Raw genomic sequence first — 24,594 nt, 5'->3', positions numbered from 1 at the left:
GAACTGGAGAATGGACTATGAGAAATGCGTCGTGTGGGCGGCGGCGCGCGCGCGGATGCGGCGCATCTTCCATCATGAGCGGTGTTTTGTGAACCCGGGTTTGTTGCGGCGGCCAGGCAGAGCGGGTGGCCGGCGGGAAGGACAGCGACAGGCAGCAAAAAACCCGCGAAGCAAAAGCTATCGCGGGTTCTAGGACTCTGCTGGAACAGAATTTGGTGGAGGCGGCGGGAATCGAACCCGCGTCCAGAAGCACTCTACGACCAGTTCTACATGTTTAGTTCAGTCTTTTGATTTAACCGCAGCGACGCGGACGAACACGCTGCACTACGGCGATTCACTAGATTTTCGACCCGGACGTCGTGACACCGCCAAGGCTTAACTGACGTATATGACCTCTGTCGGTATTGCTACCGGTCTTGCGACTCTAGCCCGTCAGTGAACTAGGCAGAGGACGGCGGCCCTTAGGCTGCCAGTGCGAACGTATCGTCGTTTGCAGTTACGTTTTTCCCATTGATTAACGAGGTGACGGGTCCTCGACATGCCCTAGCCGCTTCGCAACCCCTGTCGAAACCAGGTCGCCCCCGCGGTTCGTTGCCCAGTACTTATGGGCCAACAGCAATTTTACAATAGTTTGAACGCCGCGTCCTCGCTGATTGTTTGCGGCGCGGCCTTGTGCTGTCGCGGCCGCAGCGCAGTCCGCGCGCATGTTAGCCGATCTCGCGCAGCAGTCTTTGCAATTCAGCCGGTGATTGCACGACGTGTTGTGCGTGCCATTGCGTCGGCGGAATGTCGTCGCCGCAGTAACCGTACGCGGCCGCCACCGTCTTCATGCCGGCGGCGAAGCCCGCTTGCACGTCGCGCAGGTCGTCGCCAACGTAGACAATGCGCTCGGGCACCACGTCCAGTTCGCGCGCGGCGTGCAGCAAAGGTGCAGGGTGCGGCTTCGAATGCGCCGTCGTGTCGCCGCTCACCACGCAGCCCGCGCGCTCCTCGAGGCCGAGTTGCGCGATCAACGGCTCGGTGAGCCGCGCGACCTTGTTCGTGACGACGCCCCAGCGCACGCCTCGTGCATCGAGTTCGTCGAGTAATTCGGGAATGCCCGGAAACAGCGTGGTCTCGATGCACAGGTCGGCTTCGTAGTTAGCGAGGAATTCTTCCCGCATCGAGGCGAACTCGTGATCCTCCGGGCCAATCCCGAACGCGCCGCAGATCAGCCCGCGCGCTCCCGCGGAAGCAAGTGGGCGGAGGTTTTCGAGCGGCACCATCGCGAGGCCGCGATCATGTCGCATTTTGTTGACGGCCGCCGCGAGATCAGGCGCCGTGTCGGCCAAGGTGCCGTCCAGGTCAAACAGTACGGCCTGGCAAAGACCGAGCGCATCGTCGTTGTCTTCGCGTTGGGGCAGGGGCGTGGGATCGCTCATTAATAGTCCAGGTCCGGCGGGTCGGGGCGGATCAGACGTCGCGGCGGCAGGCGAGCATGTAGTTCACGCTCGTGTCGGCGGACAGCGTGAAATGCTTGCTGAGCGGATTGTAGACAATGCCCTTGATATCGGCCGTGCGCAGGCCGGCGGCGCGCACGAAACCCGCCAATTCCGACGGGCGGATGAAGCGCGCGTAGTCATGGGTGCCCTTCGGTAGCATTCGCGCGATGTATTCGGCGCCGATCACAGCGAACAGGTACGACTTCACATTGCGGTTCAGCGTTGAGAAGAACACCCAGCCGCCGGGTTTCACCAGTGTCTTGCATGCCTCGACAATGGCGGCCGGCTGCGGTACGTGCTCCAGCATTTCCATGCAGGTAACGACGTCGTAGGTTCCCGGTTCGCGGGCTGCGAGTGCCTCGGCGGCGATTTCTTCGTAACTAACCGTTACGCCGCTTTCAAGGCTGTGAAGATCGGCGACGCCGAGCGCCTGGTTCGACAAATCGATGCCTTTAACGTGCGCGCCCAGTCCTGCCATGGATTCCGACAAAATGCCTCCGCCGCAGCCGATGTCCAGAACGTTCTTGCCGGGCAAATGTGCATGGGCGTCGATCCAGCTCAGGCGAATCGGGTTAAGTTCGTGCAGCGGTTTGAATTCGGCATTCGGGTCCCACCAACGATGCGCTAGATCGCTAAATTTCTGTAGTTCGTGGGGATCGGCGTTGGTCATGGCGAAAGCTGCCTCGATGAGAGGGTGCTCGAGGATAAACCGTGAGTATATAGGCGGAGGGGCGAGGCGGCAAAATGCCGTCCATCGGCGCCACGAAGCATTTAGAGGAGGCATTGCGCCCGCGTTTCGGGAACCGGCTGGCGCCGCAGAGGGCAGACACAAAAAAAGCCCCGCCGAAGCGGGGCTTTTCGATACTGCGGTAATTTGTAGCTTACTGCTTCGAAGTACCGACAACTTCGACTTCCACGCGACGATCCGGTGCGAGGCAGGCGACGAGTTGCTTGTGGTTCTTCTGGTTGCAGCCGGTCGTGACCGGGTTGCGCTTGCCCTTGCCTTCCGTATAGATACGGTTGGATTCGATGCCCTTGCTGACCAGGTATGCCTTGACAGCTTGAGCGCGGCGCAGCGACAGACGGTCGTTGTACTTGTCCGAACCGATGCGGTCCGTGTAACCCGTTGCGACGACGACTTCCAGGTTCAGGCCTTGGATCTTCGATGCGAGATCGTTCAGCTTTTCCTTGCCTGCCGGCTTCAGGATCGCCTTGTCGAAGTCGAACAGTGCGTCAGCTTGATACGTGATCTTTTGGCTGGTGATGGCCGGTGCGGGTGCGACCGGAGCCGGCGGCGTCGGAGCCTGAGCAACCAGGGCGCCGTCGCACTTGGCGTTGGCCGTTGCCGGCGTCCAGAATGCATCGCGCCAGCAGAGTTCGTTCGTGCCGTTCATCCACACGTATTCGCCGGTACCATTCACCCAGTTGTCGTTCGTAGCTTGTCGCGACGCCGGCACCGACTGTGCCATGGCGGATGCAGCCATAACCGCGGTAGCTGCAATGAACGCGAGCTTTGAAAGTTTATTCATATTTCTCCTCTCGAAATTGAGATTACCGCAGGTTTACTGCGAGCCTGTTGACGAAGACAAGTCATACATTGCTCGAAGTATAACATCGGTGCAGAACAAAAAAGGTGCTGTGTAGACTTCGAGCAGTGTCTAACTCTTTGTGCGTTGGCATTTTGCCATATCGTTCCCTTCCGACGATAAAAAAATCCGCCCCCGATCGAATCGCCCTCCAATTGTGGTGCATGCGCAACAAAAGCAATCGCCTGGACGGGCCGCCAGTCATGGCTCAGCGGCGGATTGCGCCACGCACAATTCGAGCCTGCTTCGGCTCGAAAGTGGGGCGGCGGCGCGCTCTTCACGCGCGCCCGCTAATAGGTATACGTACCCGCGCCAGGGCGGAATACGCGGCATGTTAGAATCGCGTGATGCGTTGCGCCTGCAATGCTTACGCGAAGGCGCGGTTTACTGCCGCCTTGGCACGTAAAAGATACGGATAATGGATCAATTCGCCAAAGAGACTCTGCCAATCTCCCTAGAGGAGGAAATGCGCCGTTCGTATCTCGATTACGCGATGAGCGTGATCGTGGGGCGTGCGCTTCCCGATGTTCGCGATGGCCTGAAGCCGGTGCACCGGCGCGTGCTGTACGCCATGCACGAGCTCAACAACGACTGGAACCGGGCTTACAAGAAGTCGGCGCGTATCGTCGGCGATGTGATCGGTAAATATCACCCGCACGGCGACACCGCTGTCTACGACACCATCGTCCGGATGGCGCAGGATTTTTCGCTGCGCTACATGCTGGTGGACGGCCAAGGCAACTTCGGTTCGGTCGACGGCGACAACGCCGCGGCCATGCGGTACACCGAAATCCGCATGGCGAAGATAGGCCACGAACTGCTGGCCGACATCGACAAGGAAACGGTCGACTTCACGCCGAACTACGATGGCAGCGAAAACGAACCGGCCATTCTGCCGGCGCGCATCCCCAATCTGCTGATCAATGGCTCGTCCGGCATCGCGGTCGGCATGGCGACCAATATCCCGCCGCACAACCTCAACGAGGTCGTCGACGCGTGCCAGCATCTGCTCAAGAACCCGGAAGCCACGATCGACGAACTGATCGAGATCGTCCCGGCGCCTGATTTCCCGACCGCCGGCATCATCTACGGCGTGGCCGGCGTGCGCGACGGCTACCGCACGGGCCGTGGCCGCGTGGTGATGCGCGCGCTCACGCACTTCGAGGAAATCGATCGCGGCCAGCGCATGGCGATCATCGTCGACGAGTTGCCGTATCAGGTGAACAAGCGCTCGCTTCTGGAGCGCATCGCCGAACTGGTCAACGAAAAGAAGCTCGAAGGCATCTCCGACATCCGCGACGAGTCGGACAAGAGCGGCATGCGCGTCGTGATCGAACTCAAGCGCGGCGAAGTGCCCGAGGTGGTGCTCAACAATCTGTACAAGGCCACCCAGCTCCAGGACACGTTCGGCATGAACATGGTCGCGCTGGTCGATGGCCAGCCGAAGCTGCTGAACCTGAAGGAAATGCTGTCGTGCTTCCTGTCGCATCGCCGGGAAGTGCTGACGCGGCGCACTGTATACGAACTGCGTAAGGCCCGCGAACGCGGCCACGTGCTCGAGGGCCTCGCGGTGGCGCTCGCCAACATCGACGAGTTCATCGCGATCATCAAGGCCGCACCAACTCCTCCGATCGCCAAACAGGAATTGATGGCGCGTCCGTGGGATTCGTCGCTGGTGCGCGAGATGTTGGCGCGTGCCGAGACGGAAAACGCGTCGGCCGGTGGTCGCGAAGCCTATCGTCCGGACGGATTGAATCCGTCCTTCGGCATGCAGTCCGACGGACTCTACCGTCTCTCCGATACCCAGGCTCAGGAAATCCTGCAGATGCGTCTGCAACGCCTGACGGGTCTGGAGCAGGACAAAATCATCGGCGAATACCGCGAAGTAATGGCGCAAATCGCCGACTTGCTGGACATTCTGGCCCGCCCGGAACGCATTACGGCGATCATCGTCGACGAACTGACGTCGGTCAAAGCCGAATTCGGCGACGCGCGCCGCTCGAAGATCGAGTTGAACGCAACCGAGTTGAACACCGAAGATCTGATCACGCCGCAGGAAATGGTCGTGACCATGTCGCATACCGGCTACGTGAAATCGCAGCCGTTGTCCGAATATCGCGCTCAGAAACGCGGTGGTCGCGGCAAGCAGGCCACTTCCATGAAGGAAGACGACTGGATCGACACGCTCTTCATCGCCAACACGCATGATCACATTCTGTGCTTCTCGAATCGCGGCCGTGTTTATTGGGTCAAGGTCTACGAAGTGCCGCAGGGTTCGCGGAATTCGCGCGGCCGGCCGATCGTCAATATGTTCCCGCTGCAGGAAGGCGAAAAGATTACGGTCGTGCTGCCGGTCAAGGAGTTCTCGGCCGACAAGTTCGTCTTCATGGCCACCGCCTTGGGAACGGTAAAGAAGACCCCGCTGGAAGCCTTTAGCCGACCGTTGCGCAAGGGTATTATTGCGGTCGGTCTGGATGACGGCGACTACCTGATCGGCGCGGCCATCACGGACGGCCAGCACGACGTGATGCTGTTCTCCGATTCGGGCAAGGCGGTTCGTTTCGACGAGAACGACGTGCGGCCGATGGGCCGTGAGGCGCGCGGCGTGCGCGGCATGCAGCTCGAAGACGGCCAGAGCGTGATCGCGCTGCTGGTGGCGGGCGACGAGCAGCAGTCGGTGCTGACCGCAACCGAGAACGGTTTCGGCAAGCGCACCCCGATCACCGAGTACACGCGTCATGGGCGCGGTACGAAGGGCATGATCGCAATCCAGACGTCGGAGCGCAACGGCAAGGTCGTCGCCGCCACGCTGGTGGACCAGGAGGCGCAGATCATGCTGATCACGACTACTGGTGTGCTGATCCGCACGCGTGTGTCGGAAATTCGAGAAATGGGACGCGCAACCCAAGGTGTTACACTCATCAGCCTTGACGAAGGGACCAAGCTTTCAGGTCTGCAACAGGTTGCTGAGGCGGAAGCGGATGTCGATGTGGAAGCCGACGTCGAAGGTCCAGCCGAAGGCGACAACGGCGGTGAAAATGGCGATGCGGTTTGATCCGCGTCGGCTGCTTTCAGTCTCAGTAACGAGTTGAAAGCTGCGCGGAGAATAATGGCGTGTCGGGCCGATACGCGTCTCGCGCAGCTCGCAGTTCAAGTTCATTTCTATTAGGGAGTAATGATGCAAAAACGATTCAAACAACTGATGTTGCTGGCTGCTTTCGTGCCGACCCTTGCCATGGCTCAAGCGCTTCAGAGCCAGGCTCCGGCGGCGCCGGCTGCTGCCGCGGCACCGGTTGATCCGGCCAAGCAGGCTGCCATCAAGGAACTGCTGGACGCAATCGACGCGCAGAAGCTCGTCGGCGCAATTGGCAACAGCGCGCAGATGCAAGCCAAGCAACTGGTTCCGGCCATCCTGTCGGACGCCCTGAGCGAAAACAAGACGATGACGGACAAGCAGAAGCAGGCTTCCGTCCCGGCGCTGCAAAAAAATGCGGTGCCGAAGCTGGTTGACGGCGCGGGCCAGGTGTTCGCAACCGACAGCTTCCGTCAGGACGCGATGCAAGCTCAATACGACGCATACGCGAAGTACTACAGCACGTCGGAAATCAAGGACCTGACCGCGTTCTACAAGAGCCCGACCGGCCGCAAGTTCATCCAGGTGCAAGACCAGGTTGGCCGCGACGTCGTGAACGGTCTCATGCAAAAGTACATGCCGCAATCGATCAAGGCAACGCGTGACCAGGCCGACAAGGAAGTCGCTTCGGTCAAGCCGGCGAAGTAAGCCTGCCAGGCAAGCTAAAGGTCGAAAGGCTGCGCTGATGTCGCGCTAGCCGCCGCCCGGCAAGCTATACGGCATGCGGGGTTTGGCGGGTTGGCGGCGACAATGCGATAATGGCTGTTTGCGCACAAGCGCGAACGGCCATTTTCTTTTCGGCGCGGAATTATTGGCGATGCGGTCGTCAGGATCGCGTTGTCAGCTTCATGATGGTTGCCTTCGCGGCTCCCAGCTTCGCCGTTTTTTTGCGCGATTTCCCGTTTTCGCGCCTGCTTCCAGGATCTCACGATGCGCGTCTTTAATTTCTCCGCGGGCCCCGCGGCCATGCCAGAAGAAGTGCTGCGTCAGGCTGCCGACGAGATGCTCGATTGGCAAGGCAGCGGCATGAGCGTGATGGAGATGAGCCATCGCGGCAAAGAGTTCATGTCGATCCACGAGGAAGCGCTCGTCGATCTGCGTGAGTTGCTCGAGGTGCCGGCGAGCCATCGCATCCTGTTCCTGCAAGGTGGCGGTCTGGGTGAAAACGCGATCGTGCCGATGAATCTGATGGGCGCGAAGCCGCGCGCGGATTTCGTCGTCACCGGCTCGTGGTCGCAAAAGTCTTTCAAGGAAGCGCAAAAGTACGGCACCGTGCATCTGGCTGCGAGCGGCCAAACGGCCGACGGTTTCACGCGCGCGCCGAAGCGTTCGGAATGGCAGTTGTCGGACGATCCGGCTTATGTGCATCTGTGCACGAACGAGACCATCCACGGCGTCGAAACTTTCGAAATTCCCGATCTCGGCGATATTCCGCTCGTGGCCGACGCATCGTCGCACATCCTGTCGCGTCCCATGGACATCGCCAAGTACGGCGTGCTCTTCGGCGGTGCGCAGAAGAACATCGGCATGGCGGGCGTGACGGTCGTGATCGTGCGCGAAGACATGCTCAATCGCGCGCAAGCGATTTGTCCGTCGGCATTCGAATGGAAGATCGTTGCCGAGAATAATTCGATGTATAACACGCCGCCCACCTATGCGATTTACGTCGCGGGGCTGGTGTTCAAGTGGTTGAAGAAGCAGGGTGGCCTAGCCGCGATCGAAGCACGCAACCTCGAAAAATCGAAGCTGTTGTATGACGCGATCGATTCGAGCAGCTTCTATCTGAACAAGGTCGAGCGCGGCTCGCGCTCGCGGATGAACGTACCGTTTTTCCTCGCTGACGAGTCGCGCAACGAAGATTTCCTGGCCGGCGCGAAAGCGCGGGGAATGGTGCAGCTAAAGGGCCACAAGTCCGTCGGCGGCATGCGGGCGTCGATTTATAACGCTGTCCCGCTCGAAGGCGTCAAAGCGCTTGTCGAATACATGAAGGAATTCGAACAGCGCAGCGCCTGAAACTGTCAGGACATTCAGGCGCGCGCATCTTTCCAGCAGCTACCGGCAAGGCCGTTTTCAAGCATGGACGACGAACTCAATACCCGACTCAAACCTCTTCGCGAACGTATCGACGAGATCGACGCGCAACTCATTGCGCTCCTCAATCAGCGCGCGGCGGTGGCGCTCGAAGTGGGCGAGGTGAAGAAGCACTTCAACGCGCCGGTGTTCCGCCCGGAGCGCGAACAGCAGGTGATCGCGCGCTTGCAGGACATGAGCGAGGGCCCGCTCGCGAGCGAGCATATCAGCGCAATCTGGCGCGAGATCATGGCCGCGAGCCGCGCGCTCGAAAAGACGATCAAGGCTGCGTATCTGGGACCGGTCGGCACCTATAGCGAACAGGCGATGCACGAGTACTTCGGTCAGTCGATCGAAGGCCTGCCTTGCCCGTCGATCGACGAAGTGTTTCGCTCGGTCGAGGCGGGCGCCGCGGAATTCGGCGTCGTGCCGGTCGAGAATTCCACTGAAGGCGCGGTGTCGCGCACGCTCGATCTGCTGCTGCAAACCCAGCTGACGATCGGCGGCGAACTGGCTTTGCCGATTCACCACAACCTGTTGACGCAAAACGGCGATCTCGCGGGCGTGACGCGCGTGTGCGCGCACGCGCAGGCGCTCGCTCAGTGTCAGCGCTGGCTCGCGACGAACGCACCGCATCTGGAGCGCCAGGCGGTGTCGAGCAACGCGGAAGCGGCGCGCATGGCGGCAGAAGATCCCACCGTCGCGGCCATCGCCGGCGATCGGGCGGCAACGCACTACGGTCTGCAAGTCGCGTATGCGCAGATCCAGGACGACCCGCACAACCGCACCCGCTTCGTGATGATCGGCAAGGAGCGCACGGGCGTGAGCGGGCATGACCAGACGTCGCTGATCGTTTCGGTGGCGAACGAGCCGGGCGCGGTGTTCAAGCTGCTCGAGCCGCTCGCTCGCCACAGCGTTTCGATGACGCGTTTCGAATCGCGTCCGGCGCGCGTCGGCACGTGGGAGTACTACTTTTACATCGACGTCGAAGGCCATCGGGACGATCCGTCGGTCGCCGCCGCGCTCGTCGAGCTTGGCGAGAAGGCCGCGTTCCTGAAGATCCTGGGCTCGTACCCGCGCGCCCGATAGCTTCAAACGGCGTTCAGCGGCATTGCAAGGTCAACCGCATACTCATTAGCTAATAATCGTTCGGAGATTTCATGACAGCGTCTTTCGGCCCTTCCTATGTGCGCGCGATTGCGCCCTACGTCGCGGGCAAACCGATTTCGGAAGTGGCGCGTGAGTTCGGCCTCGACGAAGCGACCATCGTGAAACTCGCCTCGAACGAGAACCCGCTGGGCATGCCGGAATCGGCGCAGCGCGCAATGGCGCAGGCAGCTGGCGAACTCGGCCGTTATCCGGACGCGAATGCGTTCGAGTTGAAGGCGGCACTGAGCGAACGCTACGGCGTGCCGGCCGACTGGATCACGCTGGGCAACGGCAGCAACGACATCCTTGAAATCGCGGCGCACGCGTTCGTGGAAAAGGATCAGTCGATCGTCTACGCGCAGTATTCGTTCGCGGTCTACGCGTTGGCCACGCAGGGCGTGGGCGCGCGCGCGATCATCGTGCCCGCCGTCAAGTACGGTCACGACCTCGACGCGATGCTCGCGGCTATTACGAACGACACGCGCCTGATCTTCGTCGCCAATCCGAACAACCCGACTGGCACATTTATCGAAGGTCCGAAGCTCGAGGCGTTTCTCGACAAGGTGCCGCGCAACGTGGCCGTCGTACTCGACGAGGCGTACACGGAATATCTGCCGCAAGCCAAGCGCTACGACTCGATCGCGTGGGTGCGCCGTTATCCGAACCTGCTGGTATCGCGCACGTTCTCGAAGGCGTTCGGTCTGGCGGGCTTGCGTGTCGGCTTTGCGATCGCGCAGCCTGAGTTGACCGATCTGCTGAATCGTCTGCGTCAGCCGTTCAATGTCAACACGCTGGCGCAAGCCGCGGCGATCGCGGCGCTGAACGACACGGCGTTTCTGGAAAAAAGCGCGGCGTTGAACGCGCAAGGCTATCGCCGTCTGACCGAAGCGTTCGACAAGCTCGGTCTCGAGTATGTGCCGTCGGACGGCAACTTCGTGCTGGTGCGCGTCGGCAACGACGACGCGGCCGGCAACCGTGTCAACCTCGAATTGCTGAAGCAGGGCGTGATCGTGCGGCCGGTGGGCAACTATGGTCTGCCGCAATGGTTGCGCGTCACGATCGGCCTGCCGGAAGAAAACGAAGCGTTCCTTGCGGCGCTGGAAAGAACGCTCGCCACCGCCTAAGCGGTAATCCTTGACCCGCGCACCTCATTGGCATCAAGGCGCGCTTTTTCTGTGACCGACGTGGCCGCGTTTTCTTTTAACAAGCTGGTGATTTTTGGGGTCGGCCTGATCGGCGGATCGCTTGCGCGCGCGCTGCGCGAGCGGGGCGCGGCGGTGGGCGCGCGCGCGGTGATCGGTGTCGGGCGTTCGGCCGCGTCGAGCGCGCGGGCTTTGGAACTCGGTGTGATTGACGGCGCCGCAGCGTTGAATGACGACGCCGCGTTGCGTGAAGCGCTGTCCGGCGCCGATTTCGTGCTGCTCGCGGCGCCCGTCGCGCAGACGCAGCCGTTGCTCGAGCGCATCGCGCCGTTTCTCGACGCGGCCACGATCGTCACCGACGCCGGCAGCACCAAGTCGGATGTCGTCGCGGCGGCCCGTGCGGCGCTCGGCGCGCGCATCGGCCAGTTCGTGCCGGGGCATCCAATTGCCGGCCGTGAAGCGAGCGGCGTCGATGCGGCGTTGCCCGACCTGTATGTCGACCGCAATGTCGTGTTGTGCCCGTTGCCGGAGAACGCCCCCCAAGCGGTGGAGCGCGTTGCGGCGATGTGGCGCGCCACCGGCGCCGTCGTGCGTGACATGACGCCGGCGCAGCACGACCGCGTGTTGGCGTCGGTCAGCCATTTGCCGCATGTGTTGTCGTTCGCGCTCGTCGAGCAGATTCTCAATTCGCCCGACGCCGCGTTGAAATTTTCATTCGCCGCCGGTGGTTTCCGCGACTTCACGCGCATCGCCGCGTCGAGCCCGGAAATGTGGCGCGACGTGTGCGTCGCGAATCGCGCCGCGTTGCTGGATGAACTCGACGCCTACACGGCGGTGCTCGCGCGCTTGCGCGCGGCGATCGAAGCCGCCGACGGCGCCGCCCTCGAAGCCGTGTTCGCGCGCTCGCGCGTGGCGCGCACCGAATGGCAGGAACAGCGCGCTGCGGGCGTGAGCAACAGCGACGCGTCGAAATAACCGGAACTGGACACAATCATGGAATTCCTCGATCTCGGACCATTTTCCCGTGCGTCCGGCACGATCCGGCTGCCCGGCTCGAAGAGCATTTCGAATCGGGTGCTGCTGCTCGCCGCGCTCGCCGAAGGCGAAACCACGATCACGAATCTGCTCGACTCCGACGACACGCGCGTCATGCTCGAGGCGCTCGAAAAGCTCGGCGTGCGTCTGAAGCGCGAGGGCGACACGTGCGTCGTGACCGGCACGCGCGGCGCATTCACGGCGCGCACGGCTGATCTGTTCCTCGGCAACGCCGGCACGGCAGTGCGTCCGCTGACCGCGGCGTTGGCCGTGAACGGCGGCGACTACCGCATTCATGGCGTGCCGCGCATGCACGAGCGGCCGATCGGCGATCTGGTGGACGGTTTGCGGCAGATCGGCGCGAGGATCGACTACGAAGAGAACGAAGGTTATCCGCCGCTGCGGATTCGCCCGGCGCAGATTTCGGCCGAGGCGCCGATTCGCGTACGCGGCGACGTGTCGAGCCAGTTCCTGACTTCGCTTCTGATGACGTTGCCGCTTCTGCGCACCGAAAGCGGCGTGAGCACCGTGCAGGTGGACGGCGAGCTGATCTCGAAGCCGTACATCGAGATCACGATCAAGCTGATGGCGCGCTTCGGCATCGAGGTCGAGCGCCACGGCTGGCACCAGTTCGTCGTTCCGGCGGGGCAGCGATATCAGTCGCCGGGCACGATCATGGTGGAGGGCGATGCGTCGTCGGCGTCGTATTTTCTCGCGGCCGGCGCACTCGGCGGCGGGCCGCTGCGGGTGGAGGGCGTGGGGCGGGCCAGTATTCAGGGCGACGTCGGCTTCGCCGATGCGCTCATCCGGATGGGTGCGAACCTGCAGATGGGCGACGACTGGATCGAGGTGCGCGGCGTCGGCCACGACAACGGCAAGCTCGAGCCGATCGACATGGACTTCAACCTGATTCCCGACGCGGCGATGACGATCGCCGTCGCGGCGTTGTTCGCGGACGGCACGACCACGCTGCGCAATATCGCCAGCTGGCGCGTGAAGGAAACCGACCGGATCGCCGCGATGGCGACCGAACTGCGCAAGGTCGGCGCGAAGGTGCAGGAGGGCGAGGATTTCCTCGTCGTCACGCCGCCTGAAAAGCTGATTCCGAACGCCGCGATCGACACCTACGACGATCACCGCATGGCCATGTGCTTCTCGCTGGTGAGCCTCGGCGGGGTGCCGGTCCGGATCAACGACCCCAAGTGCGTCGGCAAGACGTTTCCTGATTATTTCGAGCGCTTTACCGCGCTTGCCCAACCCTGATTCGACCCGAATCGACTGACGTGCGACTTTTTCGATGAAACCGACCCGTCCCTTTCACCAGACGCCCGTCATTACGATCGACGGCCCGAGTGCCTCCGGCAAAGGCACCGTGGCCGCGCTGGTTGCCGCGAGCCTCGGTTTCCACCTGCTCGACAGCGGCGCGCTGTACCGGCTCGCGGCGCTCGCGAGCCTGCGCTACGACATCGGGGCGGATGATCCCGACGCCCTTGTAAAACTCATCGACGATCTGCACATCACGTTTCGCGAGGGGCTGGCGCAACTCGACGGTGTCGACGTTTCCGCCGACATCCGCGCCGAGGAAGTCGGCAGCCGCGCTTCCGCGATCGCCGTGCACGCACCCGTGCGAGCCGCGCTGGTGGCGCGTCAGCGGGCGTTCCGCAAGGAACCGGGGCTGGTTGCCGACGGCCGCGACATGGGCACGGTGATCTTCCAGGACGCCGTGCTGAAGGTATTCATGACCGCCAGCGTCGAGGCCCGCGCGGCGCGACGGCATAAGCAATTGATCCAAAAAGGCTTTTCTGCTAATATAGATGACTTGCTCCGGGATTTGCGTGAGCGCGACGAGCGTGACAGTCAGCGCATTGCCGCGCCGCTCAAGCCCGCAGCGGATGCAAAGCTGCTTGATACCTCCGCATTGTCGATCGACGAGGCGGTTGAGCAAGTGGTGCAGTGGTACGAAGCGTTAGTCCCGCATGCCTGATGAATGTACGCATTGTGCATAAGCAGCGGGCGCAGTAGAAGTAGCGTAATCAGTAGGTGCTCCGCGATCGTCGTGGAGCGTGTTTTAACCCTTTAACCCCGCGTGGCATTCGCCTTCTTCGCCGAAGTTGCTGACCGTCCGGCCAGCCGGGCACCGCGAGAACCATGCAAATTTTGATTTTTATGTCCGACCTGCAAACCTCTACCCCGAATACCGAATCTTTTGCGGCTCTGTTCGAAGAGTCGCTGACCAAGCAAGACATGCGCGCCGGCGAAGTGATTTCCGCCGAAGTCGTGCGTGTCGACCACAACTTCGTGGTCGTCAACGCTGGTCTCAAGTCCGAAGCCTACATCCCGCTCGAAGAGTTCCTGAATGACGCGGGCGAGGTAGAAGTGCAGGCGGGCGACTTCGTTTCCGTCGCGATCGACGCGCTGGAAAACGGCTATGGCGACACGATCCTGTCGCGCGACAAGGCGAAGCGCCTGGCTTCGTGGCTGTCGCTGGAAAAAGCGCTCGACAACAACGAACTCGTGACCGGCACGATCACGGGCAAGGTCAAGGGCGGCATGACCGTCATGGTCAACGGCATCCGCGCATTCCTGCCAGGCTCGCTGGTCGATACGCGTCCGGTCAAGGACACGACCCCGTACGAAGGCAAGACGCTGGAATTCCGCGTCATCAAGCTCGACCGCAAGCGTAACAACGTCGTGCTGTCGCGCCGTGCCGTGATCGAAGCGACCCAGGGCGAAGAGCGCGCAAAGCTGCTCGAAACGCTGAAGGAAGGCGCGATCGTCGAAGGCGTGGTGAAGAACATCACCGACTACGGCGCGTTCGTGGACCTCGGCGGTATCGACGGCCTGCTGCACATCACCGACATCGCATGGCGTCGTGTGCGTCACCCGAGCGAAGTGCTGTCGGTTGGCCAGGAAGTCACCGCGAAGATCCTCAAGTTCGATCAAGAGAAGAACCGCGTTTCGCTGGGCATCAAGCAACTGGGCGACGACCCGTGGGAAGGCATCTCGCGCCGTTACCCGTCGGGCACGCGTCTGTTCGGTAAGGTCACGAACATCACCGACTACGGCGCATTCGTCGAAGTGGAATCGGGCATCGAAGGCCTCGTCCACGTGTCGGAAATGGACTGGACGAACAAGAACGTTGCACCGTCGAAGGTTGTACAGCTGGGCGACGAAGTCGAAGTCATGGTTCTCGAAATCGACGAAGACCGCCGCCGTATCAGCCTCGGCATGAAACAGTGCAAGCCGAATCCGTGGGACGACTTCAGCCGCAACTTCAAGAAGGGCGACAAGCTGCAAGGCGCAATCAAGTCGATCACCGACTTCGGCGTCTTCATCGGTCTGCCGGGCGGCATCGACGGTCTGGTTCATCTGTCGGACCTGTCCTGGAGCGAAACGGGCGAAGAAGCGGTTCGCAAGTACAAGAAGGGCGACGAAGTGGAAGCGATCGTTCTTGGCATCGACGTCGAGAAGGAACGCATCTCGCTGGGTATCAAGCAGCTCGAAGGCGACCCGTTCAGCAACTTCGTTGCAATGAACGACAAGGGTTCGATCGTCGACGGCGTGGTCAAGACGGTGGACGCGAAGGGTGCAGTGGTTCAGCTGTCGGCTGAAGTCGAAGGTTACCTGCGCGCTTCCGAAATCGCACAAGACCGCGTGGAAGACGCTCGCAACGTGCTGAAGGAAGGCGACAAGGTCAACGCGATGATCATCAACATCGATCGCAAGTCGCGTGGTATCAACCTGTCGATCAAGGCCAAGGATTCGGCTGAACAACAGGAAGCGATCCGCGGCCTGGCTTCGTCGGATTCGGGCTCGGCTGCCACCGGCACGACGAACCTCGGCGCGTTGCTGAAGGCCAAGCTCGACGGTCAGAACCAGTAATTGAGGAGCGCCCCCAACCCTGTCGCTTCGTACCAGTCCCGCAAGGGGACCACCTGCGGAACGGAAAAATTGGGGGCGGCCCGGCGTTTTCTTAAGAGGTCTGCTGCAGTATGACCAAATCGGAATTGGTCGCCCAGCTGGCTACGCGATTCCCGCAGCTTGTACTCAAAGATGCGGACTTCGCGGTGAAGACGATGCTTGATGCGATGTCGGAGGCGCTTGCCAAAGGTCATCGCATCGAAATTCGCGGCTTCGGCAGCTTCGGTCTCAACCGTCGTCCCTCCCGTGTCGGGCGTAACCCAAAGTCGGGCGAGAAGGTGCTGGTACCCGAGAAACACGTACCGCATTTCAAACCGGGCAAGGAATTGCGCGAGCGGGTAGATCGCCGTGCGGGAGAGCCGCTGAAGGCTGAAGAGCCGGACGACGATCTCTAAATGCCAGGCTGGGTGATAAGCAGCGTGGCCTTGGTAGCGTCAGCGGCTAGAGCCAGTCGGCAAAAAAACAGAAAAGCGCCTTCGGGCGCTTTTTTTTCGCCCACCGCAAAATAAACCTCGCGTAAGCCCACAATCGGCCAGTTCCTGCCCAGCCGCGAGGGCTTCAATTACAATACGGGTCACTTCGGCGCGGGCAACACCGTGGCGCGACGCGTCATCAAGCCGGCGTCACCCCGCAACTGCCGTCAAGAGACCTATTCATGAAATTTATCGTTTGGCTGATCCGGGTGCTGGTGTTCGTGCTGCTGCTGGTGCTCGCGCTCTCCAATACACAACCTGCTACGCTGAATTTCCTCGCTGGCTACGCGTGGTCGGCGCCCTTGATCCTGATCGGCCTGGCGTTCTTCGTGGTGGGGCTGGTGGCCGGGCTCGTGTCGTCGCTGCCGGCCATGCTGCGCCTGCGCATGGAAAACGGCCGGCTCAAGCGTGAGTTGCGGGTGGCGCGCGAGGCCCCGGTGGTGGTCGAACAGCCGCCCATGCCGCCGCTGATCTAAGTTGTCTTCCGCCGCGCGCCTTGGTGGGCGCGGCTTTCCGTTTTCGCTTTCCCGCACGTTTGCATCAATCGCATGGATCTAGACTTCTGGTGGCTGCTGGTCATACCCGTCGCATTCGCGTTCGGCTGGATGGCCGCGCGCTACGACCTCAAGACGCTGCTGTCGGAAAGCGCCAACTTGCCGCGCTCGTATTTTCGCGGCCTGAACTTCCTGCTCAACGAGCAGCCGGACCAGGCGATCGACGCCTTCATCGAAGTCGTCAAGCTCGATCCGGAAACGATCGAGTTGCACTTCGCGCTCGGCAATCTGTTTCGCCGCCGCGGTGAAACCGACCGCGCGATCCGCGTGCATCAAAACCTGCTGAGCCGTGCCGATCTGCCGGTCAGCGAGCGCGATCACGCGCTCTACGAACTGGGGCAAGACTTTCTGAAAGCGGGCCTGCTCGATCGCGCCGAGGAAACCTTCCGTTCGCTCGAGACGGGCGACTATGCGCTGGGCGCGCAACGCGCGCTTCTCACCATCTACGAAATCGAGAAGGACTGGATCAAGTCGATCGACACAGCGCGTCATCTGGAAACCATGGGTTCGGAATCGCTCGACAAGGAGATCGCGCAATTCCATTGCGAACTCGCCCAGGAAGCGCTGCAACAGCAAAACCCGGATGAGGCGCGCCGACAACTCGGCCTCGCCTTGAAAGCGAATCCGACCAACGTGCGCGCCACGATCCTGTTCGGCGATGTCGACGCGGCCGGCGGTGCGCAAGAAGCGGCCATCGCGCAGTGGCGGCGCGTCGAGGAGCAGAATCCGGCTTATCTGCCGCTCGTCGCCGAAAAGCTGATGAAGGCTTACGATGCGCTCGGCCGTCCTCAGGACGGCGCCGACCTGCTCACCACGTGGGTGGACCGCTATCCCTCGAACGATCTGCTCGACGTTGCGTATCAGCACGTCGCGTCGCTGCGGGGCCCCGATGCGGCGCACGCGCTGGCACGCTCGCAGATGCAGAAGTCGCCGAATCTCGCGGGTATGACGCGTCTTCTGGAGGCGCAGCAAGCCGTCGCCGAAGAGCCGCGGCGCAGCGAACTCGAACTGATGCGCACGCTGATTCGTCAGCGCACCAAGAATCTGCCGCGCTACACGTGCCAGAATTGCGGTTTCAGGGCGCGGCTATTCTATTGGCAGTGCCCCGGTTGCAGCGGTTGGGAAACCTATGCGCCGCGTCGAGTCGAACCGATCACGACGTCGAACTGACGCCCCGACGGGGGCCGTGCCAACGTCGGTGTCTACGTGGGCGCGGCAGCCGTCTCGCCGCGCGCATGGCAGCAGCAGCCGCGCGGGCGGATCTCGCGGCGTGTTCTTGACCGGCTTCATCGCCGGGAATCATCACCGGAATCTTCCACCGGAAAGCGTATGAAAATCACCATTATCGGCACCGGCTATGTCGGCCTCGTCACTGGCGCGTGCCTCGCTGAACTCGGCAACGACGTTTTTTGCCTCGACGTCGATCAGCGCAAGATCGACATCCTGAACAACGGCGGTGTGCCGATCCACGAGCCGGGCTTGCAGGAGATCATCGCCCGCACACGCGCGGCGGGGCGCATCACGTTTTCGACCGATATCGCGGCGAGCGTGGCGCACGGCGACGTGCAGTTCATCGCAGTCGGCACGCCGCCCGACGAAGACGGCTCGGCCGATCTGCAATACGTGCTCGAAGCGGCGCGCAACATCGGCCGTACGATGAACGGCTTCAAGGTGATCGTCGACAAATCGACGGTGCCGGTCGGCACCGCGCAGCGCGTGCGTGCCGTGGTGGAAGAAGAACTGGCGAAGCGGGGGCTCGCGAACAGCGCGCAGCATCGTTTCTCGGTGGTCTCCAATCCTGAGTTTCTGAAGGAAGGCGCGGCCGTCGACGATTTCATGCGGCCCGACCGCATCGTGCTCGGCAGCGACGACGACGAAGCCGGTCTGCGCGCGCGGGAACTGATGAAGCGTCTGTACACGCCGTTCAACCGCAATCACGAACGCACGCTGACGATGGACGTGCGCTCGGCCGAATTCACCAAGTACGCGGCCAATGCGATGCTCGCCACGCGCATCTCGTTCATGAACGAGATGTCGAATCTCGCGGATCGGGTCGGCGCGGACATCGAAGCGGTGCGCCGCGGCATCGGCTCGGACCCACGCATCGGCTATCACTTTCTGTATGCCGGCGCGGGCTACGGCGGTTCGTGCTTCCCGAAGGACGTGCAGGCGCTGATTCGCACCGCCAGCGAAAGCGGCCACAACCTGCGGATTCTCGAAGCGGTCGAGGAAGTGAACCACAGGCAGAAAGACGTGCTGGTGCAAAAGGTCACCGCCACGCTTGGCGAGGATCTGAGCGGCCGCACGTTCGCCGTGTGGGGGCTCGCGTTCAAACCGAATACCGACGACATGCGCGAGGCGCCGAGCCGCCGCGTGATCGCCGAATTGCTCAAGCGCGGCGCGCAGGTACGCGCATACGACCCCGTCGCGGTAGCCGAAGCGCGCCGCGTGTTCGCGATGGATCTGCATGATGCGCCGGACCAGCTTGCGCGTCTCACGTTCACGAATACGCAGGACGAAACGCTCACCGGCGCCGACGCGCTCGTGATCGTGACCGAATGGAAGGAATTCAAGAGTCCGGATTTCGTGCACCTGAAATCGGTGCTGAAGTCGCCGCTGATTTTCGACGGCCGCAACCTCTACGAACCGGATGCGATGACCGAACTCGGCATCGACTATCACTCGATTGGACGCCCTTATGCCCAACCCTCTGGAGTCTCGGCCGATGTCTCAGACGATGCCTGAGGCCGCTGTGTCCTCACTCGCGCCGACGCTGACCGTGGTGCCGCGCAAACAGCTCGGTGCCGCCCGCGTGCTGGTGGTCGGCGACGTGATGCTCGATCGCTACTGGTTCGGCGACGTGAACCGCATTTCGCCGGAAGCGCCGGTGCCCGTGGTGCACGTCCAGCGGCAGGAAGACCGCCTCGGCGGCGCGGCGAACGTCGCGCGCAACGCGGTCGCCCTCGGCGCGCAGGCGGGTTTGCTGTGCGTGGTCGGCCGCGACGAACCCGGCGAGCGCATCGTGCAGTTGCTCAGCGAAAGCGGCGTGACGCCGCATCTCGAACGCGATCCGGATCTACTCACCACTATCAAACTGCGCGTGCTGTCGCGTCAGCAGCAGTTGCTGCGAGTCGACTTCGAAAACACGCCGGCGCACGAAGTGCTGCTCGCGGGCCTCCAGCGTTTCGACGACCTGCTGCCTTCGCACGACGTGATCCTCATGTCCGACTACGCGAAGGGCGGCCTCACGCATGTCACGCAGATGATCGCGAAGGCGCATGCGGCGGGCAAGCCGGTGCTGGTCGATCCGAAGGGCGACGACTGGGACCGCTACCGCGGCGCGACGTTGATCACGCCGAACCGCGCCGAGTTGCGCGAGGTCGTCGGGCAATGGAAGTCGGAAGAAGATCTGATCGCGCGTGTGACGAAGCTGCGCGCCGATTTGCAGTTCAAGGCGTTGCTGCTCACGCGTTCGGAAGAGGGCATGACGCTCTTCTCCGACGACGGCATCCTGCACGCTTCGGCCGTCGCGCGCGAAGTGTATGATGTTTCGGGTGCGGGCGACACCGTGATTGCCACGCTCGCCGCCATGCTCGGCGCGGGTCTCACGCTGATCGAGGCGGTCGGGCTCGCGAATCGCGCGGCCGGCATCGTGGTCGGCAAGCTCGGCACCGCCACCGTCGACTACGACGAACTCTTTCCTTGATTGATGCGGCCCGCCGGTCCCTCGCTTCGCGCTGCTTGACGGCGCGCAAAAGGGATCCGCGGGGCGTCAACCGAAGCTGTCGATCGGGGTTAGCGCTTGAGCGCTGGCTCCGATCCCATGCAAAGCTCATTACCGCAGGCTCATCATGACTCTCATCGTCACCGGCGCAGCCGGCTTTATCGGCAGCAATCTCGTGAAGGCGCTCAACGAGCGCGGCGAGCAACGCATCATCGCGGTCGACAATCTCACACGCGCCGACAAGTTCAAGAACCTCGTCGATTGCGAGATCGAGGATTACGTCGACAAGACCGAATTCGTCGAACGCTTCAAGCGGGGCGACTTCGGCAAGGTGCGCGCGATTTTCCACGAAGGCGCCTGCTCGGACACGATGGAAACCGACGGCCGCTACATGATGGACAACAATTTCCGCTACAGCCGCGACGTGCTCGATGTCTGCCTCGCGCAGAACATCCAGTTTCTGTACGCGTCGTCGGCGGCCACGTATGGCGGGTCGAGCCGCTTCGTCGAGGAGCGCGAGGTCGAGCAGCCGCTGAACGTATACGGCTATTCGAAATTCCTGTTCGACCAGGTGATTCGCCGCGTGCTGCCCAGCGCGAAAAGCCAGATCGCCGGCTTCCGCTATTTCAACGTATACGGCCCGCGCGAAACGCATAAGGCGCGCATGGCGTCGGTGGCGTTTCACAACTTCAACCAGTTCCGCGCCGAGGGCAAGGTGAAGCTGTTCGGCGAATACAACGGCTATGCCGCGGGCGAACAGACGCGCGACTTCGTCTCTGTTGAAGACGTGGTGAAGGTCAACCTGTTCTTCTTCGACAACCCTGACAAGTCGGGCATCTTCAATCTGGGCAGCGGTCGCGCGCAGCCCTTCAACGACATCGCCACGACGGTCGTCAACACGCTGCGCTCGCTGAACAACGAGCCGCCGTTGTCGCTCGCCGATCAGGTGCAGCGCGGGTTGATCGAATACATTCCGTTCCCCGATGCATTGCGCGGCAAATACCAGTGCTTCACGCAAGCCGATCAGTCGAAGCTGCGCGCGGCCGGTTACGACGCGCCGTTCCTGAGCGTTCAGGAAGGTGTCGATCGCTACGTACGTTGGCTATTCGGCCAGGTGTAAATTTTTCGGGTACCTCTTTACACTGGAATCTCCCGGTTGGTGATGGTCGCCAACCGGTTGTACGAGGGAGGTTCCATATGTTTCGAAAAATTCTGGTTACCGCGGCCATGCTGGCCGCTTTCGGCCACGCGTATGCGGCGGTCGACGTCAATACGGCTAACGAGGACGCGCTGCGCGGCGTCAAGGGTATCGGTCCCGCCAAAGCGAAAGCCATTCTCGACGAGCGTACAGCGCATGGTCCGTTCAAGGACCCGGCCGATCTCGGCAAGCGCGTCAAGGGCATGGGCGGGCATACCGTCGAGCGCCTGCAGGCGGAGGGTCTCGCTGTCGGTCCGGCTGGCGCGGCTGCTGGCACGCAGGCTGCGGCGTCTGCACAGGCCAGGGAGCCGGCCGTTTCGACGAATGCGGCTAATGCGGCGAACGCGGGCAACGCCCAAAAGAGCAACGCCGCGGTGGCGGTGAAGAAGTAGCCTGAGGCGGGCCGTGCGCGGGCATGGTCACCCGCGCACGCGGCCCGTCACTGTCGTTCCCTTCATGGTTGGAGTTGGCAAGAGCACTCCTTCAGCTGTCATGCAGATGACTGGCTCCCGCGGTTCTCGGCCGCGGGCTTTTTGCGTGGATCGAGCGGCGGCTTTCCATGGTTTTTTCGGTTCGACGCGGGGCGTCATGCTCGCTTGCCCCGAGCTTCGCGCGCGCTCGCCGGTGAACGCCTGCATCCATGCGGTCAGAAGGGCCGCGCGGCAGCGGCGGGCACGGTAGTTTAGAATCGATGAATCAAGACTCCGCGCATCGACAGTTCAAAATCCATATGGCTTACAAAACGATTGAAGACACGATCGGCAATACGCCGCTCGTGCAACTCGTCCGGCTTCCCGACGACGAGATCCGCAGCCGCAACAACGTGGTCCTTGCGAAGCTCGAGGGCAATAACCCCGCGGGTTCGGTGAAAGACCGTCCGGCGCTGTCGATGATCAAGAAAGCGGAAGCGCGTGGCCGCATCAAGCCGGGCGATACGCTGATCGAAGCGACCAGCGGCAACACCGGCATCGCGCTCGCGATGGCGGCTGCGGTCCGCGGCTACAAGATGGTGTTGATCATGCCGGAGGACTTGTCGGTGGAGCGCCGTCAAAGCATGGCCGCGTACGGTGCGCAGATCGTCTTGACGCCGGTCACCGGCGGCATGGAATACGCGCGCGACCTGGCCGAGCAGATGCAGCGCGAAGGCAAGGGCATCATCCTCGACCAGTTCGCGAATCCGGACAATCCGGCCTCGCACATCGAAGGCACCGGCCCGGAAATCTGGCGCGATACGGAAGGGCGCATCACGCATTTCGTATCGTCGATGGGCACGACCGGCACGATCATGGGCGTGTCGACTTACCTGAAAGAACAGAACCAGGCGATCGAGATCATCGGCGCGCAGCCGGAAGAAGGTTCGCGCATCCCGGGCATCCGCAAATGGCCGGAAGCGTATCTGCCGAAGATTTTCGACCGCAGCCGCGTGGATCGTGTCGAGAACGTGAGCCAGGCCGCCGCCGAAGCGATGGCGCGGCGCATGGCGTCGGTCGAAGGCATCTTCGCCGGCATCTCGTCGGGCGGCGCGTGTGAAGTGGCATTGCGCATCGCGCGTCAGGTCGAGAACGCGACAATCGTATTCATCGTTTGCGATCGCGGCGATCGGTATCTGTCGACCGGGGTGTTTCCGGCGTAAGCGGAGTTGGTTGCGGATTCGTTTGCGCGCGCAAGCACGCCCACATTCCCGCATGCACGTCTGCATGGGTCACACGAGCTCAACAAAAAAGCGCCGGCAAAACCGGCGCTTTTTTTCACAAGCCCGCGGGAATCAACGCCCGCGGCTTATTGCGAAGCCGCACCGGGCACGGCAGCATTGCCATTGCCATTGCCATTGCCATTGCCATTGCCATTGCCATTGCCATTGCCATTCACCGCATCGCTCGAGGCCATCTGCGCCTTGACCCGTTCGCCCAACTGATACACCGCGAGGGCGTAAAAGAAGCTGCGGTTGTAGCGCGTCAGCACATAGAAATTCTTCAGGCCCAGCATGTACTCGGTGCCACGTCCAGGCGACGGCAGATCCACGATCGTTACCGGCGTGCCGGCTTCCGAGGCGACATTCACTTGCGGTTCGTTCAGCAGCAGCCCGGCGCGCAGCAATTGGTCGAGCGGCCAGTGCGGCTCGGGCTGGCCGTCGGCGGCGGCCTGCGCAACGCCCAGGCTGCCGGCGTCGGTGCCGATCTTCCACACCACCGGCCGGCCGTTTTCCCAGCCGTGTTGCCGCAGGTAATTCGCCACGCTGCCGATCGCATCCGCCTCGCTCGTGCGCAGGTCGATGCGCTTGTTGCCGTCATAGTTCACCGCGTATTGCACGATGCTGCTCGGCAGGAATTGCGGAATACCGATCGCACCCGTGTAGGAACCGAGTACCGTGTTGGGATCGATCTGCGCATCGTGCGTCCACACCAGGTAATCTTCGAGATTCTTGCGGAAGGTCGCCTGACGGTCAGCGCGGTTGGCGGTGTCGGGGTAGTCGAAGGTCAGCGTGGTGAGCGCATCGAGCACGCGGAAGTTGCCCATGAAACGCCCGTAAATCGTCTCCACGCCGATGATGCCGACGATCACTTCCGGCGGCACGCCGAACTCTTCGTAGGCGCGTTGCAGCGTTGCCTGATTGGCGCGCCAGAAGCGCACGCCCGCGTTGATCCGAACCTGGTCGAGAAAGCGCGACTGATACGCGCGCCAGTTCTTGACCGAGGGCGTGGGCGACGGCGTCACGAGCTTGACGGCGGTCGCCGAATAACTCACGCCGGCAAAGAGCGCGTGCAGCGCGGCTTCGTCGAAGTCGTAGCGCGCGACCATGTCGTTGATGAACGCGTCGACATTGGGATTGTTCGCGTAGCGCTGCGGGATGATTTCTTCTTCGAAGGTTTGCCCTTGCTGCACCGCGGGTTGCGGTTGGCTTTGCACCAGCAGCGGTGGTTTTTTGCCGGCGCTCTGCGCTATCGCCGGACTGGTTGCCATGAACATGCACGATGCGACGGAGAGTGCGGCGGCGAGAGTCTTGATGCGTAGCCGGTTTCGTGCGGACAGGGCAAGCTTGACGGTCATAGTGAGCTGAGGGCGCAGTGCGAAAGAGACAGGAAAACAGACAGGGAAAACGGTTCGGGGCAGTATACCCGACGCCTTCC

General features: G+C 62.2%; 21 protein-coding genes and 1 other RNA gene. 17 read left to right on the top strand and 5 right to left on the bottom strand.

Annotated elements, in window-relative coordinates; genetic code table 11:
• Positions 1 to 213: 213 nt before the first annotated feature.
• From ssrA to ompA, 4 genes are all read right to left on the bottom strand, one after another.
• Positions 214 to 583: a transfer-messenger RNA gene (gene ssrA / locus ACOCG7_RS26235) on the bottom strand.
• Between the two features lie 124 nt (positions 584 to 707).
• A complete protein-coding gene (gene gph, locus ACOCG7_RS26230; protein ID WP_073427158.1) occupies positions 708 to 1,421 on the bottom strand; it encodes a phosphoglycolate phosphatase in 714 nt (237 codons plus the stop codon).
• Between the two features lie 31 nt (positions 1,422 to 1,452).
• Complete coding sequence (gene ubiG, locus ACOCG7_RS26225) at positions 1,453 to 2,151, bottom strand: bifunctional 2-polyprenyl-6-hydroxyphenol methylase/3-demethylubiquinol 3-O-methyltransferase UbiG (protein WP_073427159.1); 699 nt, start codon at positions 2,149 to 2,151, stop codon at positions 1,453 to 1,455.
• 211 nt (positions 2,152 to 2,362) lie between these two features.
• On the bottom strand, positions 2,363 to 3,010 hold the full coding sequence (gene ompA, locus ACOCG7_RS26220) for an outer membrane protein OmpA (RefSeq protein WP_073427160.1): 648 nt from the start codon (positions 3,008 to 3,010) through the stop codon (positions 2,363 to 2,365).
• Positions 3,011 to 3,533: 523 nt separating this feature from the next.
• On the opposite strand from ompA, the gene gyrA reads away from it, so the two are divergent.
• From gyrA to cysM, 17 genes are all read left to right on the top strand, one after another.
• Entirely contained in the window at positions 3,534 to 6,122 is a 2,589-nt protein-coding gene (gene gyrA / locus ACOCG7_RS26215) for a DNA gyrase subunit A (RefSeq protein ID WP_235004793.1), read from the top strand.
• Between the two features lie 123 nt (positions 6,123 to 6,245).
• The gene (locus ACOCG7_RS26210) at positions 6,246 to 6,848 is read left to right on the top strand and encodes a DUF2059 domain-containing protein (RefSeq protein ID WP_073427240.1); all 603 of its coding nucleotides are present in this window, start codon (positions 6,246 to 6,248) and stop codon (positions 6,846 to 6,848) included.
• Positions 6,849 to 7,130: 282 nt separating this feature from the next.
• Positions 7,131 to 8,213 (top strand): 3-phosphoserine/phosphohydroxythreonine transaminase, encoded by a 1,083-nt coding sequence (serC, locus tag ACOCG7_RS26205; RefSeq protein ID WP_073427162.1) that lies wholly within the window; start codon positions 7,131 to 7,133, stop codon positions 8,211 to 8,213.
• A 63-nt stretch (positions 8,214 to 8,276) separates the two neighbouring features.
• Positions 8,277 to 9,359, top strand: coding sequence for a prephenate dehydratase (gene pheA, locus ACOCG7_RS26200; RefSeq protein ID WP_073427163.1), 1,083 nt, complete (start codon positions 8,277 to 8,279; stop codon positions 9,357 to 9,359).
• 71 nt (positions 9,360 to 9,430) lie between these two features.
• Entirely contained in the window at positions 9,431 to 10,543 is a 1,113-nt protein-coding gene (gene hisC, locus ACOCG7_RS26195) for a histidinol-phosphate transaminase (RefSeq protein WP_073427164.1), read from the top strand.
• 51 nt (positions 10,544 to 10,594) lie between these two features.
• Complete coding sequence (locus ACOCG7_RS26190; protein ID WP_073427165.1) at positions 10,595 to 11,536, top strand: prephenate dehydrogenase; 942 nt, start codon at positions 10,595 to 10,597, stop codon at positions 11,534 to 11,536.
• An 18-nt stretch (positions 11,537 to 11,554) separates the two neighbouring features.
• Positions 11,555 to 12,859, top strand: coding sequence for a 3-phosphoshikimate 1-carboxyvinyltransferase (gene aroA, locus ACOCG7_RS26185; RefSeq protein WP_073427166.1), 1,305 nt, complete (start codon positions 11,555 to 11,557; stop codon positions 12,857 to 12,859).
• Positions 12,860 to 12,893: 34 nt separating this feature from the next.
• Entirely contained in the window at positions 12,894 to 13,580 is a 687-nt protein-coding gene (gene cmk, locus ACOCG7_RS26180; RefSeq protein ID WP_073427167.1) for a (d)CMP kinase, read from the top strand.
• A gap of 164 nt (positions 13,581 to 13,744) precedes the next feature.
• Complete coding sequence (gene rpsA / locus ACOCG7_RS26175) at positions 13,745 to 15,478, top strand: 30S ribosomal protein S1 (protein WP_073427168.1); 1,734 nt, start codon at positions 13,745 to 13,747, stop codon at positions 15,476 to 15,478.
• 110 nt (positions 15,479 to 15,588) lie between these two features.
• Entirely contained in the window at positions 15,589 to 15,912 is a 324-nt protein-coding gene (locus ACOCG7_RS26170; RefSeq protein WP_073427169.1) for an integration host factor subunit beta, read from the top strand.
• Between the two features lie 260 nt (positions 15,913 to 16,172).
• On the top strand, positions 16,173 to 16,466 hold the full coding sequence (locus ACOCG7_RS26165) for a LapA family protein (protein ID WP_073427170.1): 294 nt from the start codon (positions 16,173 to 16,175) through the stop codon (positions 16,464 to 16,466).
• Positions 16,467 to 16,538: 72 nt separating this feature from the next.
• The gene (lapB, locus tag ACOCG7_RS26160) at positions 16,539 to 17,714 is read left to right on the top strand and encodes a lipopolysaccharide assembly protein LapB (protein ID WP_073427171.1); all 1,176 of its coding nucleotides are present in this window, start codon (positions 16,539 to 16,541) and stop codon (positions 17,712 to 17,714) included.
• A 159-nt stretch (positions 17,715 to 17,873) separates the two neighbouring features.
• A complete protein-coding gene (locus ACOCG7_RS26155) occupies positions 17,874 to 19,289 on the top strand; it encodes a UDP-glucose dehydrogenase family protein (RefSeq protein WP_073427172.1) in 1,416 nt (471 codons plus the stop codon).
• Entirely contained in the window at positions 19,243 to 20,250 is a 1,008-nt protein-coding gene (gene rfaE1 / locus ACOCG7_RS26150) for a D-glycero-beta-D-manno-heptose-7-phosphate kinase (RefSeq protein WP_073427173.1), read from the top strand. The genes ACOCG7_RS26155 and rfaE1 overlap by 47 nt, the downstream gene beginning before the upstream one ends.
• A 145-nt stretch (positions 20,251 to 20,395) precedes the next feature.
• On the top strand, positions 20,396 to 21,388 hold the full coding sequence (rfaD, locus tag ACOCG7_RS26145; protein WP_073427174.1) for an ADP-glyceromanno-heptose 6-epimerase: 993 nt from the start codon (positions 20,396 to 20,398) through the stop codon (positions 21,386 to 21,388).
• Between the two features lie 77 nt (positions 21,389 to 21,465).
• The gene (locus ACOCG7_RS26140) at positions 21,466 to 21,858 is read left to right on the top strand and encodes a ComEA family DNA-binding protein (protein WP_073427175.1); all 393 of its coding nucleotides are present in this window, start codon (positions 21,466 to 21,468) and stop codon (positions 21,856 to 21,858) included.
• A 338-nt stretch (positions 21,859 to 22,196) separates the two neighbouring features.
• On the top strand, positions 22,197 to 23,099 hold the full coding sequence (gene cysM / locus ACOCG7_RS26135; RefSeq protein ID WP_073427176.1) for a cysteine synthase CysM: 903 nt from the start codon (positions 22,197 to 22,199) through the stop codon (positions 23,097 to 23,099).
• A 146-nt stretch (positions 23,100 to 23,245) separates the two neighbouring features.
• Here cysM and mltB read toward each other — a convergent pair whose 3' ends face one another.
• Positions 23,246 to 24,514 (bottom strand): lytic murein transglycosylase B, encoded by a 1,269-nt coding sequence (mltB, locus tag ACOCG7_RS26130; protein ID WP_421377875.1) that lies wholly within the window; start codon positions 24,512 to 24,514, stop codon positions 23,246 to 23,248.
• Positions 24,515 to 24,594: the final 80 nt, after the last annotated feature.

It is taken from the genome of Paraburkholderia sp. DD10, assembly GCF_049177125.1.
Taxonomy (GTDB): domain Bacteria; phylum Pseudomonadota; class Gammaproteobacteria; order Burkholderiales; family Burkholderiaceae; genus Paraburkholderia; species Paraburkholderia terricola.
Note: the sequence above shows the minus strand (reverse complement) of the source record. Positions and strands in the feature narration are given on the sequence as shown.